Origin of the sequence: Dictyobacter kobayashii, assembly GCF_003967555.1 — a bacterium.
GTDB classification, from domain to species: Bacteria; Chloroflexota; Ktedonobacteria; order Ktedonobacterales; family Ktedonobacteraceae; genus Dictyobacter; species Dictyobacter kobayashii.
Window position 1 is genome coordinate 5,946,118 of record NZ_BIFS01000001.1, and the last position, 16,443, is coordinate 5,962,560.

A 16,443-nucleotide genomic window follows, 5' to 3' on the forward strand; every position below is an offset into this window, starting at 1 on the left:
GCGCATGCACAAACTAGATGGTCGGGTGGCGATTGTAACCGGAGGCGCACGAGGGATCGGGGCCTGCATCGCACGCACCCTGGCGGCCCATGGCGCGGACATCGCGATCCTGGATTGGATGCTCGACGAAGAAGCGGCCGAGGTAGTGCGCGAGATCGAAAAGCTAGGGCGGCGCGCCCAGACAATCGAAGTCGACGTATCCGTATCCGCGCAGGTCAACGCCGCCGTCCAGCAGGTCCAGGCAAGCTATGGTCGCATCGACATCCTGGTCAACAACGCGGGCATCTGCCCCTTCCGGGACCTGTTCTCGATTACCGATGAGGTCTGGGAGAAAACGCTAAACGTCAACCTGAGCGGTATGTTCTACCTGGCACGGGCCGTCGCGCCAGTGATGATAGAACAGCAACGCGGCGTCATCATCAACATCTCCACCGTCTCAACCCAGATCTGTAGTCCACACCAGATCCACTACATCGCCTCCAAAGGTGGTGTAGACGCCCTGACCAGGGCGCTGGCAGTGGCGCTCTCCCCCTATAACGTGCGCGTCAACGCCGTCGCCCCATTGGGTGCGGCCACCGCCATCAACGCCAACGTTGAGGAACAGCGCGAAGCCTGGGAAAAGAGCGGCGTACCCCGCATCCAGCACTACAGCCTGATGAAGCGCCAGGGAGAGCCGCAGGATTACGCCAACGGCGTCCTCTATCTTGTTTCGGACGAAGCATCATTTATCACCAGCATTGTATTGCCAATTGAAGGGGGAGCCCTCGTCGTGTAGTGCTCTTAGTAAGAGCCATTGAAACACGTAATCTCTCAAAGGAGGAGAAGCATATGCCAATAAGGAAGTTGGGATTTTTGCTCGGCAGCGCCTGTGTGATTACCATCCTGTTGCTCTCACTCAACCCGGCCACGTTCCCAGTCGCCTATGCGAATAGTACAACGTATTATGTCAACAACCAGAGCGGCTCCAACTGCAATGATGCCGGGGCTGGAACTACGCAGAGCGCCCCCTGGTGTGATTTTACGCCCATCAATAGCCATACTTTTGGTCCTGGAGACCAGATACTACTGGCACGCGGGGCTAGCTGGAATCAGCAGATGACCATTAATGGCTCGGGTGCGGCGGGCAGCTACGCAACGATCGATGCCTACGGCTCGGGGGCGCAACCAAAGATTATCCGCAACGGCAACGAGGCCGACCGAGCCATCCGCATGAACGACCCATCCTATTGGAGCGTCAACAACCTGGAGATCGGCTCCGCAGGCACCGGCATCCTGGTCTATTACGACACACTAGCGCACCAGGGTCTGCAATTCTCCAATATCTATGTGCACGACATCCGTGGTATCCACCAGGGGAACACGACCAGCGGACAGAATGATCGTATCTGGAACTCGGCGGGTATCGAGATTACCGGCAACGTATCATTTACCTCGACGCAATACGCGTTGCAGAATGTCACACTCAGCAACATCGAAGGCACACACAACCAGGACAGCATCTCATTCGACTGGTTTAATGGCCTGACATCCAGTGATGGCGGGGATGGCCACAACCTGGTGCAGAACGTAACCATGAGCAGTCTCTATCTACATGACGACAATGGTCCGGCTGCCGGCTGTGACGAGGGCATGCGCCTGGTCAATATGCAGAGCGTGACGATATTTAACTCACGCCTGAACGATGAGGGTGCCTGCCACAGTAACTCAGGGACAGCTGGTATCATCTTCGGTCGACTACAGAACGTCTCGTTTGTGAACAGCATTATGACCAATGTTCCCAATACCAGTTCACCAGACCAGACCGGTTTTGATTATGAGTGCTGCAACGACCAGGTACGCATTCGCGATAGCTATATCGCCGGGAATGCCGGGGCCGGCATCGAGTTCCTGGCCATCCACGGCAGTAGTGACCACAGCACCAATAGTGAGGTAGCTGGAAACGTCTTTTCAAACAATGGCAATGGCGGCATCGAGCGTCTAGGGACAGATATCACGCCAACTGGTACCATTCGTGATAATCTCTACTCTGAGCCAGCGGGCCTGACCACCACCTCTGGCGGGGCTAATTTTAGCGGCTTCACCCTGACCAATAATATACAGGCCACTGTGTCCAGCGCCCTCTACAACGCGGGCAACGACTATAGTGGAACACAGGGGCAGCATGGCTGGTCGTATCAGTATAGTAATGATGGAGCGAGCTGGAGCAACCTGCCTTACGATGCGAGCAGCAGCACCTGGAAGCCCACTGCCGCGAGCGTTCCCCAGATTACCCAGTTTGGCATGCATCCCGATGCCTGCTCACAATGCTGGGTAGGACGGGCCTGGACGGCACCAAGCAATGGGACGATCAGCATCCGCAGCCGAGTCCTCAAAGGCGATATCAGCGGCGGCAATGGTGTTGTGGCACGCATCACCAAAAACGGGAGCGTCATTTGGGGTCCACAGACGATTGCTTACAATGATCAAGTAGGAATTGAAGCCAACCTGGACAACGTGGCGGTCAACACCAATGATGTGGTGCGCTTCGAGATCGCCAACAATGGTGATAACACCTACGATACTACCAGCTGGGACCCTTCAATCGGCTATACAGCATCCGGGACACCGGCGTTGAACCGCTACTACAACGGCAGCATTCCCGACCACTGGATTACCAGTGGCGCGGTTGCTGGCGGCTATCATCTGGAGACGACATTGGGCTACCTCTATGCTAGCAGTCGGAGCGGAACGGTCGCCCTCTATGGTTGCCTCAATGGCAGCGACCACTTTGTCTCGCTGGATGCTGCTTGCGAGGGAAAAAGCGTCCTGCGGACCGAGGGGTGGATCGATAGCGCTTCGGCGACAGGGACAACGCAGATCTACCGCTGCCGCTCCGGCAATGATCATTTTGTATCGATTGATGCCAGCTGTGAGGGACAAACCTATGAGGAGTCATTGGGATATGTGTTGAACGCACCGCAATGATATAGATGATGGGATGAGAGGCGCAGCCATATTATACAGGCTGCGCCTTTTTTATTGGGCGCGAGAAGCGCTTTTTATCTAGTTAGTAATTATTTTACTCTTATAGTAATAGGTTGTTATAATTATGTGCATATGTATATATTAATTTTTAAGCGGATTGAGAATTTTTTTAGGCAATGAGAGAAGAGGGGCAAAATATGGCATCTAATATGCAGCGGAGTATTCCTATTACTGGAGAAGCACTCAAAGAAGGCATGGGCGTATGGATGGGAGATGTTTTGTGTTTGGGGTGTTGGTAGTGCGGGACTTCTGTGAGTTTGGTTTGCTGGTTCGAATTCAATCAAAATGGGAGAAAGATATTGTTGAAAAGATTAAGGGCATTGCTGAAGCAAAAAAAATTCAGGGTTGGCCTGGCGTTACTGGCAGTGGCGGTGCTGGCGTTTGGAGTTTTTACTGTTGTGTCTCTGGTTAGCCCGAAGCCGGAACCTACTGTATTGCTGGTTTCTCGTCCCATAGATCCTTACAAGCCTGCTCTACCTCCTTTCGAAAAACGTATTACGGATGCGGCTGCGGTACAGCGACTTTATGATACATCCATGGCACTTCCTGGGATCTCACCTTTTGCTAGTTATAATTGTGGTTCGGATAATGGAGAAGTGTATAAGCTGACGTTTTTGAATGGCACCACAATTATAAAGACTATGGAATTACAGGTTAGTGGTTGTGAATGGCTTCTCATTGATACCGATAACCTTTTTCATCCTCAGGATGTTCGTCAACCTCTTCTGGGGAAAACGGATTTTTTTGCCCTTTTCAGTCGTACCACAGGGATAGCGGTATGATTATATAAGAAAAGAAGAAAAATGTGATAGAGCTGGCTTAAGGGTACTTGCAGCGTGGCTTTGGAAGCGTTGTTGCAAGCTCCATAGGATCATGCTTGTTTTGATCCTGTGCAGGAGTGTGGAGATTTGCTTTTCTCGTTCAATCCCTCTGATTTTGCCACTTGACAATAACCTTAGCTGTATGGCACTATGTTTTTAGTGATATAAAACTTTGTTTTTATGAATGAAAATAAGAGGTTTTGTTATGGTGAGGAATTTTGCGATTCAAGCTCTGCTAGGGGGAATGTTTCAGGTATTGATGTTTCCGCTGATCCTGTTTCTTGCTGCTGGTACTCTCGCGTGGCCTGCTGCATGGATCTTTCTGGTTTTGCTCTACGGCTTTGTTAGTGTTACTGCCCGTTGGTTGTCCAGGCGTAATCCTGGATTGCTAGAGGAGCGCATGAGTATGTTCAAATCAGGTCAATCGGAACGGGACAGATTGTTTGTTCCATTGGTAGTGGTCTGCATGGTCTGGCTGGCCTTGATGCCGCTTGACGCTGTGCGTTTCCACTGGTCGTGGGTTCCGGTCTGGCTTCAGGTGGTGGGTGCGCTGGCCCTGATTGGTTCGTTTGTTTTTATGTTTCTGGCCTTTCGGGAAAATGGCTATCTGACGCCGACCGTGCGCATTCAGAAGGAGCGTGAGCACAAAGTGATATCTACTGGTCTTTATCAGTATGTGCGCCATCCTATGTATAGCGGCTTTCTGCTTTTCTTCGTGGGGACAGCTCTCTTGCTGGGGTCAGTGTATGGGCTCTTGTTCGCGCTGGTTCTCTGTGGTCTATTCGCCTGGCGGGCGGTGCGAGAGGAGCACACGCTGCTGGTTGGGTTGCCTGGTTATGATGCCTATATGGCTCGGGTACACTACCGTTTGATTCCTCGCGTCTGGTAGTATAAGGTTGCGTTTACAATTGGCTGATGAATTCGCCTCCTATCTATGCTGGTATAGGCTGTCTGGTTGCTGATTTTAATTCCCACAACGGAGAAGTATCGCAACCAGGTAGCCTCTCTTAATGTAGATGTCATGTGAAAAATCTTATATAAAAAGTCATAAGGATTATACAGTTATATTCAGGGCTGATTGTAAGTATATTGGAATGTTGAAAATAGCTGTGTTCGAAATGAGACCTTCTTGTGAGGGTTTACTGTAATTCAGTGATAGAGCCGTGATATACGTGTTATAGAATGTCAGGAGAGAAAGTGTTTGATTGAGATAGATAGGAAGGGATCGGTAGTAAGGAGGAGACGTCAAAATGAAAAGGGTAGCGAATATCTCCGGGCCTGGGAGCAAATCGAGGCAGAGAGATTGGTTCCTGCGAGGAGTGAGTTTAGTCCTCTTTGGATTTTTTCTCGTGCTCTGTGTGCTTGCTGGCGGGTTCTACTGGTTGTCCACCACTTCTGAAGGATTTTCGTTTGGGCTTCTGACGCATCTTGCGGGCCTGCTGGCAACTGTAGTGTTTCTGGTGTGGCTTGCACTCGTTACAGCGCTACACTTGCGCCGGGAGAAAGACTTTCTTGACGATAGGGTAGTGGCCACGCTGCGCGCCACACTTAAGGGTCCCAGCAAGGACCCTGATGTTCGTGTGCGTGTTGAAGCGGCCAGGGGTCTGGCGGGATTGGATGTGGAGGAGTCTGCTCTGCACCATCGGCACGAAGAATTAGATGCGCTCCTCGCATCTACGCTCAGCGGCAAGGAGATGGACCCGGATCCTGGAGTGCGTGTTGAGGCGGCCAGGGGTCTGGCGGAATTAGAGTTAGAGGAGCACTCTTATCAGCATGAGCATCACGATCTGGACGATTTAATCTTTAAGCCTGACTTGTAGTCAGCAAGCAGGTAACCTCTGGGAAACAAAAAGCAGACATGGATAAAGCGGTTTCTCAAATACGAAACGGTTCGTGTTTATCAGGGGGGGCTTGCGGGGAGGGATAAAGCGGGGGCAAGCCCCGCACGTACAATTTGTGTTTTTGGTGCGGGGAGGGATAAAGCGGGGGCAAGCCTCGCACGTACAATTTGTGTTTCTTGGTGTTTTTGGTGCGAGGAGGGATAAAGCTGGGGCAAGCCTCGCACGTACAATTTGTGTTTCTTTGGGCTTTTGATTATTTGTTTTGAGCGTAAGGGTTGCCTGCGCTTTATAGGGGTTTGCCCCAGGTGATTGTGGCTGTGTATTGTATTTTGAGCTGGCCGTTTTGGCTTTGGGGCGCAAGGAGGTCGTGGACGTTTTGGTTGAAGGCTGTGATATTTGCTGTGGTGGGCATGCGTTGTGGTGAGAGGCTGATTTGTGCGTGTAAGGCGGCCAGGATTTTTTCTTCTGTGTCTGTATAAGTGATTGCCTGGGTGGTGTGTTCGCCCTGTGGTTGGAATAAGTGATGGCGCTCGAGTTCTTTTGCCAGGTCGAAGGGGGATGGTGTGGGGGGGATGGCGTAGTGCTCAAGCAGTTGTTGAATGCTTGCTGGCCAGAGTTCCTGGCGACTGACAAGCGCGAGGGTTCCATGGGGGGTCAGGGCGCTGGCAAAGCGGGACAGGACAATATCCCAATCCATCCATTGGAGGCTATCGCCGGCTGTAATTAATGAGTAAGGAGGACGCAACTTTACCTGTTCGATAGCGCCAGTGGTCCAGCGCAGGTTGGGATGATGACCGCCTGGGAGGGAACGCCCTTTGCGTGTCATTGGCGAAGAGAGGTCTATCGCATCTACGCGATCTACCAATGCTGCTAATGGTCGGGCCAGGTCCCCTAGCCCGGTGCCCGCATCCAGCACAGCATAAGGATGGTCCTTGAGCAAATCCGCCAGGATGCTGAACGTTTCGGGTGGATAGGGAAAACGGTATTGATAGTTGTCAACAATGCTCTGTTCCTGGAATCTGGTGGCCTCTTTGGCCTGTAGATGATTGGGCTCTGGTGGCATGGATGTGTCCTTCTATGGTAGAGAGGGGCAATGGCTGCGGCCATTGCCTGAGTGTCTGATTCCCATGAACCTGGGGAGTTGCCCTTGCGGGCGTGCGCTAACGCGCCCGAGCTGTTTTTTAGAGTGTGTTGCAGAAATGTGCTGTGCACAGCACATTTCTGCAACACACTCTAAAAAACTTTTTGAGCACCGAAGGTGCGAAATGTATGAGCGGCAAGGGCGCGGAGGTTATGAGTGTCAGATAGACTTATTGTTTACACGGTTCGAGCTGATATCATAACATATTTTCTATCCCTCTGTCTTCGAGGCTATGGATTGATTGATCTCCCAGATGTTGCCTTCCGGGTCGGCAAAGTGCGCTGTGCGTAGCCCCCAGCGTTGGTCAGTTGGGGGTCGGAGGAAGGTAACTCCCTTTGCCTTGAGCTCCGCGTAGGCAGCGTCGACATCTTCAACGCCAGCAGCCAGCACGACGCGAGGAGTTCCAGCGATCTTGAGCTCATTGGGATCTGAGCCGAGCAGGTCTGTGGCACCTGAGGCCGAGAGCAGGATCAGGTACCGTTCTTGCAACTGGAAAGTTGAAGAATTGGCATCGGTTCCTGCATACGGAAGTTTGAGCGTGTCTCGATAAAATGTCGTACATCTGGCCAGGTCCTGGACAAACACTACCGTCGCGATTATGCCGTCAATCATGATTGCTTCCTCTTTTCCTTTGTTCGCCGTCGATTTCAGAACGGAGTCCATGGGTGTGTGTATGTGTAAATTTTGTTCCGCTACCAGGGAGAAGGGCAGGCTTGTTTGTGTTCAACAATGAGTAGTTTAGCAGAGAAGGAAGGACAAAACTTCTTCAATCTTGCGTTTTTTTCACCGCTTAGACGAAGTAAATCAGATGTTCTTAACTGGTACGTTGACAAGGTGGTGTGCAGGCAATAGAATGCTTAAGCACAAGGTAGTAATGGGCATGATGTATGAGCGATACGTTCTAGAAAAGGGCGATGGGATAGTATGCAGGTAATTTTCGCAGGTGGCGCAGCCGGAGTGGGGGCAAGTTGTGTAGCCATAGAGATTGCTGAGCAGTGGATTGTGGTTGATGCTGGTGTGCGGGTGGATCGATCTGCCGATCCTTTGCCAGATCTGGCGCTGCTGGAGGGCAAAGATGTCAAGGCGATCTTTGTGACACACGCACACGCGGACCATATTGGTGCCTTGCCGTTGCTGCACCGGGCCTTTCCGAGTGCTCCTATTTATACATCGCGGGCCACGCATCTGCTGATGGAGATCATGCTGGCCGACGCCTTAAAGATTATGAACAAGCGGGCAGTGGAAGAGATGGAGATCCCACTCTATCCGGCGGCCCTGGTGGGGAGTATGTTGAGCCGGGTGAGGCCGATCCCTGTTGGGGAGAGTTGTACTGTCGGACAATTGCCGGGAATTACTATCCATACCAGTCGGGCCGGGCATATTGCAGGGGCCATGAGTCTGGGCTTTACCAGCAAGCAAGAGAGCATTGTGGTCTCAGGCGACCTGAGCCTGACGCCGCAGCGGACCGTGCTGGGGGCTGTGCCGCCAGAGATCGAGCGGCCCGACCTGCTGATCCTGGAATCTACCTATGGGGCCCGACTGCATCCCAATCGGCAGGCTGAAGAGCAGCGCATGGCGCAGGCGGTAGCCGAAGGGTTGAAGAGCGGGCATGTCCTGTTGCCTTGCTTTGGTTTAGGGCGTGGACAGGAGATTCTGCTCCTGCTACAAGCTATGCAGGAACAAGGGGTAGTGCCGGTCTTTCCGATTTATGTTGATGGGCTGGTGCGGCGCGTCTGTACGGCCTATCAGTTGATGCCGGAGGCTTTGACGCCACGGCTAGGGCGACAGATACGCAAGGGCTTCTTACCATTTCAGGGCGATAACGTCAACTTTGTACGCGATGCCAGGGAGCGGCAGACCATTCTGGATGGGCCGCCCGCCTGTATTATCGCCAGTTCAGGAATGCTGACCGGAGGTCCAGCGCCTGGTATGCCGCCCGGCTCGCTGGTAATCCCAATGCCTCGATTCTGATCACCGGCTACCAGGACGAAGAATCGCCAGGAAAAAAGCTGCTCGACCTGGCCGAGCACAAGAAAGAGACCCTGGAACTCGAAGAACAGCAGATAGCGGTCCAGTGTAAGGTGGCCAAATATAGCCTCTCAGCCCATGCTGATGGAGGAGAGTTGGCCTCGTACGCGGCGCACCTCAAACCACGACGGGTGGCGTTGGTGCATGGAGACGACGAGGCCAGGCGGGCCCTGCAGACATTGTTGGAACAGACCGATGTGTTGCTGCCACGCAATGGTGAGACCCTGGACCTGAGCGTGCGCCAGAAGAAGCAGCGCGTAGAGTCCTTGCCTGCAGCAGAGACGGTAGTCGTGCCCGAAAGCCTACCTTATGGGATCGGAGACGACGTAATCTTCAACGCCTCGCACCTGGAGCAGCTATGGAAGGCCCTGGAGCATGTGCCCTCATACCAGGTCGTAACCGTGCGAGACCTGGTTAATGTCTGGTACGGTGAGCGAGCGATCCCTGAACATGCGATGTGGCTCTCGGATGTAATGGAAGAAGAGCAGCCCTACGACGAGCCCTATTTTACGCCAGCGGGCGAAATCTCTGAAGCCTATTATGTACGACGCACTCAGGAAGATGCTGAAGAGGACCGACTGCGCAAACTGGTGGGGCGCATCATATTGTTACGCACAAATCCGGCCGCCGCCAAGCCGGTCTTCTGCCGGGCGATTGACGCCAGAGAGACCCTGCGTGTCCTCTTTCCCAGAGGCGAATCGTATGACCGAACGAGATTTCCTTTAAGGGCCCTGCTAGAGGTGGTGGGGCCACTGCCCTACGAAGAAGGGCTGAGCGAAAAGGAGACCCTGACCAGTTGCGTACGCAATGGCCGCAGGATACGCAGGGGACTCTCAGCCTATGCATTGGCACAGAACTGCCAGGAAGGCGAGAGCTATACTCTGACACAGCTCTGCGAGCTAGCCGGGGTCTCACAGCATAAAGTAGAGGAGCGCCTGGCGGTAGCCAAACTCGTGCAGCAACATCCACGCTTATTTGAACAGTACGACGACCTGGTGGAAGGGCAAGGGCCAGTTCATTATGGATTGGCCAGCACATGGCGCGAAGCCCTGAATGAACCGGAGCAGCGTGAACGGCCAGATCAAAACTGGATACTAACAACGATAGAGCGCTACATCGGCACGCCACCTGAGCTGATTCGGCGCAGCGTAGATGGTGAGAGCGGAGATGTCACCCTCACATTCATCTATCCCGAAGGAGCCTGGGAGCGCTACCACGAACAGCTAGAGGCCGCCGCCGAAGAGACTGGCGTGAACATTATCATCTCGCCGCATACGCCCCTGGGTGAGATGAGTAGCTTCGCCCAGAAACAGCTACCGCCCGGACTCACCGTTCAGGGCAATCCCTCAATCTTTGTAGAGCAGCGCCTGATCCGCTTCAACTGCTCAGGAGAGGCCAGCGAAGAAGAGATACAGGCCGCCCAGCAACGTGTACAGGAAGAGACCGGCTGGACACTGGCGATCGCCAGCAACGCAGGCGTCAGCCAGCCAGCACAGCCAGCAAGGCAAGCTAGCAGCCCCGTAGCGGCCACACCGATTAGTGCCGGGAGTGTTGTCCAGGAGCAGCAGGCGATCAGTACCGCGCGAGGGCTAATGAGCGGGCTGGCCGGCTTTCTAAAGGTAGGAATGGAGAAAGCCAACTATGTATTGCGGGTGCGCTTCGAATTCCCTGAAGTAGCGCAGCAACGCTATGGAACGATCTTTCAGCAGATCGAAGAGAGCACAGGCTGGCACGTCCAGCTGTATCCTCTCACCCCGAGTCAGGAGGCCCTGGCCACCATGGCGCACAGCATGTTGCCTGATGGGCTGGAAGTGATCGGACGCCCCTCGATCTACTGGGATCGCAATACCGTGGGCATGCTATGCAAAGGCAGTACAGAGGTCGAAGCGGTATACGAAGCGCAGCGACAATTCACAGCAGAGACAGCCTGGACGCTAGAGTTACAGGGCATGACCCTGCAAGCCGCACCCGCGACCAGGGATGGTCGCAGACTGGAACCAGAGATAACCGCCAACGAGCAGGATGGAGATCAACGAACTGCGGTGGCAGTGGAGCAGACAGCCACCAAACAGATGTTGGTCGAGGCCGACCCCCAGGACCGCGTCTCGCAGGTGCAAGCGATGGCCAAAGCCAGCGAGCTCCTCAGCGATGCCGAGGACCTGTACCAGATCGGCGTAGATGCCAAACGTGGCTGCTTATGGCTGCATTTCTACTTTCCGAAGGGTGCGCGTGTGAAGTATGCCCAACGCTTCCAGGAGATCAAAGCCCAGACCGGCTGGGATGTTGAGCTACACGAACGTGTGCACCTGAAAGCGCTCACAAACACTGCCCGCAGGCTAATCCCGATCGAAGCTAAGATCATCGGCAAGCCCAATATCGACCATGGGCGGCAGCGCATCACCTTCACCGGCATCGGTGCGATGAGTGCGCAGGCCAAAGAAGAGGCCCAGCGCACCTTCGAAGCAGCCACCGGCTGGCAATTAGAGCTCAGGCTGGGCACCAGCGAGTCATAAATGAAGTTTGTGAGTGTTAATTGATGAAAAACGCCGACAAACTTCAGATCATAGCCCGGGATAATGGCACCATCAGCATAGACAAAAAAGGCTCTTGTTCCAACTCCATTTGTATGATACCTTCTTTAAATAGGTGTATTTATGGAAATGTATCAAATTACAGGAGCAATGATGACTCGCAAAGGCTGGCTACTCTTTATCGCCATCTCTGTATTCTGGGGTATTCCCTATTTCTTTATCAAAATTGCCGTAAGTGAACTGGACCCGGCTGTGGTAGTGTTTGCCCGTGCCGCGATTGCCGCTATGGTACTGTTACCAATGGCGGCCCGGCAGAAAACGCTGCGGCCACTCCTCAAGAACTGGCCTATTGTCCTGCTCTTCTCGCTTATCCACATGGTCGGAGCATTCCTGTTGATTAGCTATGGTGAACAACATGTTGCCTCCTCCCTCACCAGCCTGCTAATCGCCGCCAATCCAATCCTGGTCGCGCTGATCGCACTGGGCTTCGACAAGAGCGAGCGCGTCACCGGTCTACGCCTGGTTGGGCTACTGGTTGGAATGGTAGGCCTGGTGGTCCTGCTGGGCTTCGACATTGGGGAGACGGACAGATGTGGCTTGGGCAGTATTGATCTTGCTCGCGGCAACCGGCTATGCGATTGGTGCCATGATGCTCAAAAACCGACCGCTGGTCAATTTGTCCAGGGTCGCCGTGGCCGCCGGCGAGTGTAGCATCACAACTATTGTGTTATTGCCATTGATTCTGACGCGGCTCCCCAGCAGGGTACCCAGTGCAGGCGTCATGGTGAGCCTGCTCATCCTCGGCCTGATCTGCACAGCCCTGGCCTTACCGACCTTCTTCGCACTCATCGCCGAAGTGGGAGCCAGTCGCGGCACGGTCATCACCTATGTCAACCCCGCCGTCTCCGTGCTCCTGGGCGTAACAATCCTGCGTGAGCAGCTCACCATCGCCACCATCGTAGGTTTCCTATTGATTATCGCCGGCTCCTGGCTCTCTACCACTGGCGCCATCCCGTTCCTGACCAGGCCCAAATTGACGCAGCCAGAAGTCACCATTGATACACTGGTAGAGACCTCGGCCAGAGAATGATGAGCTTCCTGGGCAGCAGGCAAAGCTTTTTCAGGTTACCAGGCGAGGGAGGAACAACGGTTCCTCCCTCGCTTTTTTTGGGCGTGATTAGATGGTGAGGACGCGGATCCGACCGATGTTGAGGATGGCTTTACCACAGATGAGGCGGATAGGACCCTGCGACAGGCTGTCGGTTTTGGCGCTACTGGCGCGGCTGACTCGATGGCCATCGATGTAGAAGAAGACCCTTGAGCCCTGTACTTCCACACGGTAGTTGTGCCATTTCGCCTGGGGATCATAATCTAAGACTTGCGGGCTGGCATCATCCATCTCATGCTCGAAAGGGTCGATAACTATTTCTGAGAGCGGATGGACCGAAAAGGCATGGTGGCTTGTGGTAAGCAGGTTGAGGATGTGGGCCTGATAACCATCTTTGCCAGTCGCCGGATCGGCATTGAGCATAAAATAGCCACCATCCTTCGGCACACTCACAATCTGGACCCGGTATTCGACCGCGTAGTTGGACATGGTTGGAGTATAGGGAAGTTGGAGCGTGCGATTCTCACCCAGGTCGGTCTGGAGCGTGTCGCTGGAGATTTTCTTCCAGCCAGCGGAAGGGTGCCAGCTCGTCAGGCTCTGTGACCAGTTGGATTGGTAGAGAACCACCCCGGCTGGCTGCTTAGTGGGTGCAGGCTTTGCAGGGACCGAGGTAGGGGATGAGGTACCGGTGGAGGGGCCTGAGGCGCAGGCAGACAGCAGGCCGAGCAGCGTGAAGAGTAGCAGGTAGCCGCGCCGTACGGTTGGGTAGCGGCACTTAGAATGAGTGGCAGCGAACATATTAAAAAGTCCTTTTCCACCTCCTGGTGGAGGAATATATTGCTGATAGCAGCTACGCTTTTTATCCATATATATTATGCATATAGATACGCTTTTTGTGTTCCTTTTTTCACAGCCTGGTTAGCACCCTATGCGAACGTGCGCTGGCGCGCCCGAGCTTTTTTCTTATGTGGTGCAAAAAGTGCGCTCAGTGCACTTTTTGCACCACATAAGAAGACTTCTTGAGCGCCAAGGGCGCTCAAACTCAGGCGTGAAGATCTCGGAAATCATGAGAGCCTGACACACTCAAAAGAGTGAGCGGAGGGCGATTTTTTGTCATGTTATTTCATTGTATTTCAAAAATGGAGCGGTACCGGGATGAGGGGTTCCAAAAGTAATCTGGCTTGACGTACGACATTATTGTCGTGTTATAATTTTCGTATATGTTAACAAAAAAACCATGAATTTCAATTTAAGAAGCTTAAAAATGGATAGTCAGGAGTAGGCAAATATGAGTGTTATTATAGGCGGACCCGGAGAGGCTGTAGAAGTTTCCAATACCACATATGATGTAGTTGTACTTGGTGCTGGTCCTTATGGGCTCTCGGCGGCGGCCCATTTGAAGCAGCGAGGATTGAAGGTCGCGGTCTTTGGCAAGCCGCTATTATTATGGAGAGAGCACATGCCACAAGGGATGCTGTTGCGCTCCTACTGGTGGGCCTCTAACCTTTCTGATCCTGCTCAAAAATACACCTTCAAGCATTACTTGATCGAGCAAGGAATCGAGCCAAGCCCCTCCCTTGATCCGTTGCCCATCCAAACATTTATTGATTATGCGCTCTGGTTCCAGCAGCATGCGGTTCCCGACCTTGACGAGACATATATTTCCTCGATCGAGCGCAATGATCGACACTATACCGTCAAACTGGTTGATGGCCGAATCCTTTCCAGTCGTACTATTGTCATGGCGCCCGGATTACATTACTATCGTTATATTCCCGAAGAATACCGTGCGTTGCCCTCGAACCTGGTCTCCCACTCGACTGATCATCAGCATTTCAGAGACTTTGCAGGGAAAGAGGTCGCGATCATTGGACGCGGGCAAGCGGCCCTGGAAACAGCGGCGCTGGCAGCAGAAGCGGGTGCCAACGTCCAGATCATCAGCCGCAGTCCTTTAAAGTGGGTCAAAGTTGCCAGTGGCAAATTGCCACCGTGGCTGCAACAGTTACGCGCGCCTAAAGCTGGTATGGGCAGTAGCTGGATGAACCTCTTGCTTGAAAAGTACCCTTACATGTTGCAGCGCCTCCCACAGGAGCGCAGGGATACGCTGGTTGATACAACCCACGGCCCGGCTGGTTCGCACTGGTTGAAGCCGCGCCTGCTCGGCAAGGTCCAGATTTTGGAAGAGACAGCAATTTTAGAGGCCAAAGAGAGTGGGGAGCGCGTCACACTCAAGCTCTCAACTGGCAAATCGATTGAGGTTGATCATGTCATCCTGGGGACCGGCTTCAAGGCAGACCTCAAGCGTCTCCCGATGCTCGATCCGACAATCACCGAAGCTGTACGGACCTATCAGGGTTCACCTGTATTGAACACATGGTTTCAATCCAGTATGCCCGGCCTCTACTTTATTGGTTACTCGTCAGTGCGCAGTTTCAGCCCTATGTATCGATTTGTAATCGGGGCGGACGCAGCCGCGAAGCGTGTTTCCTCTGCTATTGCCCGCGACTTGACCGTGGCGGCACGAGTGTAATAGACAGAAATCTCTAGCATGCATCTATACAATTATGTAGAAAGAGAAGAATTATGAGCACCCTGATCCAGAGGCAAGGTATGGCCTCTGCCAGCTCCGAGTCCTCGCCCTCTGTGGAAGTGGCGATTGTCGGGGCTGGTCCCTATGGACTCACGGCGGCTGCTCACCTGCGAGCCAGGGGCAGAGATGTGATGGTTTTCGGTAAACCCTTCAGCTTCTGGAGAGATGCCACTCCGAAGGATATGCTGCTGCGTTCTTCCTGGTGGGCCACCAGCCTTTCTGATCCGAAAGGGCATTACAGTTTCGCCCGTTACTTGCAAGAGAAACAGATGCCCCAGCCCTGGCCGCTACCCAGAGCCGTCTTCGCCGATTACGGCCACTGGTTTCAGCAGCACGCAGTCCCTAATGTTGATGAGGTGCAAGTTACGCAGGTCAGAGGCCAGAACCGACGTTTTCAGATCGAGCTGGCCGATGGTCGCAGTATCACCAGTCGGGCGGTCATCATGGCTGTTGGTACGGGCTATTATGTTAATCATCCCATCGAGTATGCGCACCTATCGCCAGAGCGTGTCTCACACATCTCACAGCATAATAGCTATGACAAATTTCGCGGTCAACGTGTGGCCATTATTGGTCGAGGTCAGGGAGCGTTAGAGGCCGCCGCCCTTGCCCATGAGAACGGAGCCGAGGTCCACGTGGTCTCGCGTTCCCCGCTCAGATGGCTTCCAGTGGACCTTCCGCGTAAACGATCATTGATGGAAAGGATACGCGAGCCACGTGCTGGCATTGCCTCTGGCTGGTTTCCCTGGGGTCTAGAGCATTTCCCCTACGTGTTTCATGCTCTACCTGAGTCCGCTAAGGCGCGCTTATTCCGAGGTCGTGGGCGTTACGGCCCGGCAGGAGCCGCCTGGTTGCAACCGCGCCTGCTTGACAAGGTGGTTTTCCATGAGAATCAGCAGCCAGAAAGGATCGACGAACGAGAAGACGGCATCAGGCTAGCTCTTACACCAGAAGGAAAGGACCTCATCGTAGATCACGTGTTATTGGGGACCGGCTATCAGGTTGACATAGCCAGGTTACCCATGCTCGACCCTTCATTGCTGGCCGCAATCCAGACCGCAAACGGGGCACCGATCCTCTCAAGCTGGTTTGAAAGCAGCGTTGCCGGTCTCTACTTCACCGGACTCTCGTCCGTGCCCAGTTTTGGTCCTCTTTTCCGTTTTGTGGTGGGTACCGATGCGACCGCTCGTCGTCTCACAGCGGCTATACAGCGAAAATCCGGCAAAGCAGTCTGAAAATCTCTTCGTCAGATATGCGGGCGTGTGGCTGGACAGCGGCTTAGCTATGTTCAGCCACACGTTAGAACTCGCCTCTCTCTTGTGGATGCAACGATAATCTGAAATAGTAAGTAGACAAATA

Annotated in this window: 14 protein-coding genes; 11 read left to right on the forward strand and 3 right to left on the reverse strand. The window is 53.6% G+C overall.

What is annotated here, in order from left to right; translation table 11 throughout:
• The first annotated feature begins 4 nt into the window (after positions 1 to 4).
• From EL645_RS26545 to EL645_RS26565, 5 genes are all read left to right on the forward strand, one after another.
• Positions 5 to 775, forward strand: a complete 771-nt coding sequence (locus EL645_RS26545) for an SDR family NAD(P)-dependent oxidoreductase (protein WP_126553822.1) — start codon at positions 5 to 7, stop codon at positions 773 to 775.
• Between the two features lie 53 nt (positions 776 to 828).
• Positions 829 to 2,964: a hypothetical protein gene (locus EL645_RS26550; RefSeq protein WP_126553824.1), complete on the forward strand. Its 2,136-nt coding sequence runs from the start codon at positions 829 to 831 to the stop codon at positions 2,962 to 2,964.
• Between the two features lie 380 nt (positions 2,965 to 3,344).
• Positions 3,345 to 3,806: a hypothetical protein gene (locus EL645_RS26555; protein ID WP_126553826.1), complete on the forward strand. Its 462-nt coding sequence runs from the start codon at positions 3,345 to 3,347 to the stop codon at positions 3,804 to 3,806.
• A 244-nt stretch (positions 3,807 to 4,050) separates the two neighbouring features.
• Positions 4,051 to 4,734 (forward strand): methyltransferase family protein, encoded by a 684-nt coding sequence (locus tag EL645_RS26560; RefSeq protein WP_218032027.1) that lies wholly within the window; start codon positions 4,051 to 4,053, stop codon positions 4,732 to 4,734.
• A gap of 361 nt (positions 4,735 to 5,095) precedes the next feature.
• Positions 5,096 to 5,665, forward strand: coding sequence for a HEAT repeat domain-containing protein (locus EL645_RS26565; protein ID WP_126553828.1), 570 nt, complete (start codon positions 5,096 to 5,098; stop codon positions 5,663 to 5,665).
• 307 nt (positions 5,666 to 5,972) lie between these two features.
• On the opposite strand, the gene EL645_RS26570 is transcribed toward EL645_RS26565, so the two are convergent.
• Positions 5,973 to 6,749, reverse strand: a complete 777-nt coding sequence (locus EL645_RS26570) for a class I SAM-dependent methyltransferase (RefSeq protein ID WP_126553830.1) — start codon at positions 6,747 to 6,749, stop codon at positions 5,973 to 5,975.
• Positions 6,750 to 7,037: 288 nt separating this feature from the next.
• A complete protein-coding gene (locus tag EL645_RS26575) occupies positions 7,038 to 7,439 on the reverse strand; it encodes a VOC family protein (RefSeq protein WP_126553832.1) in 402 nt (133 codons plus the stop codon).
• A 312-nt stretch (positions 7,440 to 7,751) separates the two neighbouring features.
• Here EL645_RS26575 and EL645_RS26580 point away from each other — a divergent pair, with 312 nt between their 5' ends.
• The 4 genes from EL645_RS26580 (at position 7,752) to EL645_RS26595 (ending at position 12,476) form a co-directional block, all read left to right on the forward strand.
• On the forward strand, positions 7,752 to 8,798 hold the full coding sequence (locus EL645_RS26580; RefSeq protein WP_126553833.1) for an MBL fold metallo-hydrolase: 1,047 nt from the start codon (positions 7,752 to 7,754) through the stop codon (positions 8,796 to 8,798).
• Positions 8,799 to 8,890: 92 nt separating this feature from the next.
• Positions 8,891 to 11,368 carry an MBL fold metallo-hydrolase RNA specificity domain-containing protein gene (locus tag EL645_RS26585; protein ID WP_281276419.1) on the forward strand — a complete coding sequence of 826 codons (2,478 nt, stop codon included), beginning with the start codon at positions 8,891 to 8,893 and terminating at the stop codon, positions 11,366 to 11,368.
• 141 nt (positions 11,369 to 11,509) lie between these two features.
• The gene (locus EL645_RS26590) at positions 11,510 to 12,097 is read left to right on the forward strand and encodes a DMT family transporter (RefSeq protein WP_126553837.1); all 588 of its coding nucleotides are present in this window, start codon (positions 11,510 to 11,512) and stop codon (positions 12,095 to 12,097) included.
• Complete coding sequence (locus EL645_RS26595) at positions 12,036 to 12,476, forward strand: EamA family transporter (protein WP_246035592.1); 441 nt, start codon at positions 12,036 to 12,038, stop codon at positions 12,474 to 12,476. Before EL645_RS26590 ends, EL645_RS26595 begins: the two co-directional genes overlap by 62 nt.
• Positions 12,477 to 12,563: 87 nt before the next feature.
• Here the strand turns inward: EL645_RS26595 and EL645_RS26600 are convergent, their stop codons facing one another.
• Complete coding sequence (locus EL645_RS26600; RefSeq protein ID WP_126553841.1) at positions 12,564 to 13,292, reverse strand: 3-keto-alpha-glucoside-1,2-lyase-like domain-containing protein; 729 nt, start codon at positions 13,290 to 13,292, stop codon at positions 12,564 to 12,566.
• A 490-nt stretch (positions 13,293 to 13,782) separates the two neighbouring features.
• On the opposite strand from EL645_RS26600, the gene EL645_RS26605 reads away from it, so the two are divergent.
• Together EL645_RS26605 and EL645_RS26610 are read left to right on the forward strand one after the other, a co-directional pair.
• The gene (locus EL645_RS26605; protein ID WP_126553843.1) at positions 13,783 to 15,024 is read left to right on the forward strand and encodes an FAD-dependent oxidoreductase; all 1,242 of its coding nucleotides are present in this window, start codon (positions 13,783 to 13,785) and stop codon (positions 15,022 to 15,024) included.
• Between the two features lie 53 nt (positions 15,025 to 15,077).
• Positions 15,078 to 16,319 carry an NAD(P)-binding domain-containing protein gene (locus tag EL645_RS26610; RefSeq protein ID WP_126553845.1) on the forward strand — a complete coding sequence of 414 codons (1,242 nt, stop codon included), beginning with the start codon at positions 15,078 to 15,080 and terminating at the stop codon, positions 16,317 to 16,319.
• Positions 16,320 to 16,443: the final 124 nt, after the last annotated feature.

Excerpts from the sequence above, each read along its gene's own strand:
- EL645_RS26560 (WP_218032027.1), top strand. The coding sequence starts at position 4,051 with ATGGTGAGGAATTTTGCGATTCAAGCTCTGCTAGGGGGAATGTTTCAG.
- EL645_RS26550 (WP_126553824.1), top strand. The coding sequence starts at position 829 with ATGCCAATAAGGAAGTTGGGATTTTTGCTCGGCAGCGCCTGTGTGATT.
- EL645_RS26575 (WP_126553832.1), bottom strand. The coding sequence starts at position 7,439 with ATGATTGACGGCATAATCGCGACGGTAGTGTTTGTCCAGGACCTGGCC.
- EL645_RS26570 (WP_126553830.1), bottom strand. The coding sequence starts at position 6,749 with ATGCCACCAGAGCCCAATCATCTACAGGCCAAAGAGGCCACCAGATTC.
- EL645_RS26565 (WP_126553828.1), top strand. The coding sequence starts at position 5,096 with ATGAAAAGGGTAGCGAATATCTCCGGGCCTGGGAGCAAATCGAGGCAG.
- EL645_RS26595 (WP_246035592.1), top strand. The coding sequence starts at position 12,036 with ATGCTCAAAAACCGACCGCTGGTCAATTTGTCCAGGGTCGCCGTGGCC.
- EL645_RS26610 (WP_126553845.1), top strand. The coding sequence starts at position 15,078 with ATGAGCACCCTGATCCAGAGGCAAGGTATGGCCTCTGCCAGCTCCGAG.
- EL645_RS26605 (WP_126553843.1), top strand. The coding sequence starts at position 13,783 with ATGAGTGTTATTATAGGCGGACCCGGAGAGGCTGTAGAAGTTTCCAAT.
- EL645_RS26545 (WP_126553822.1), top strand. The coding sequence starts at position 5 with ATGCACAAACTAGATGGTCGGGTGGCGATTGTAACCGGAGGCGCACGA.
- EL645_RS26580 (WP_126553833.1), top strand. The coding sequence starts at position 7,752 with ATGCAGGTAATTTTCGCAGGTGGCGCAGCCGGAGTGGGGGCAAGTTGT.
- EL645_RS26600 (WP_126553841.1), bottom strand. The coding sequence starts at position 13,292 with ATGTTCGCTGCCACTCATTCTAAGTGCCGCTACCCAACCGTACGGCGC.
- EL645_RS26590 (WP_126553837.1), top strand. The coding sequence starts at position 11,510 with ATGGAAATGTATCAAATTACAGGAGCAATGATGACTCGCAAAGGCTGG.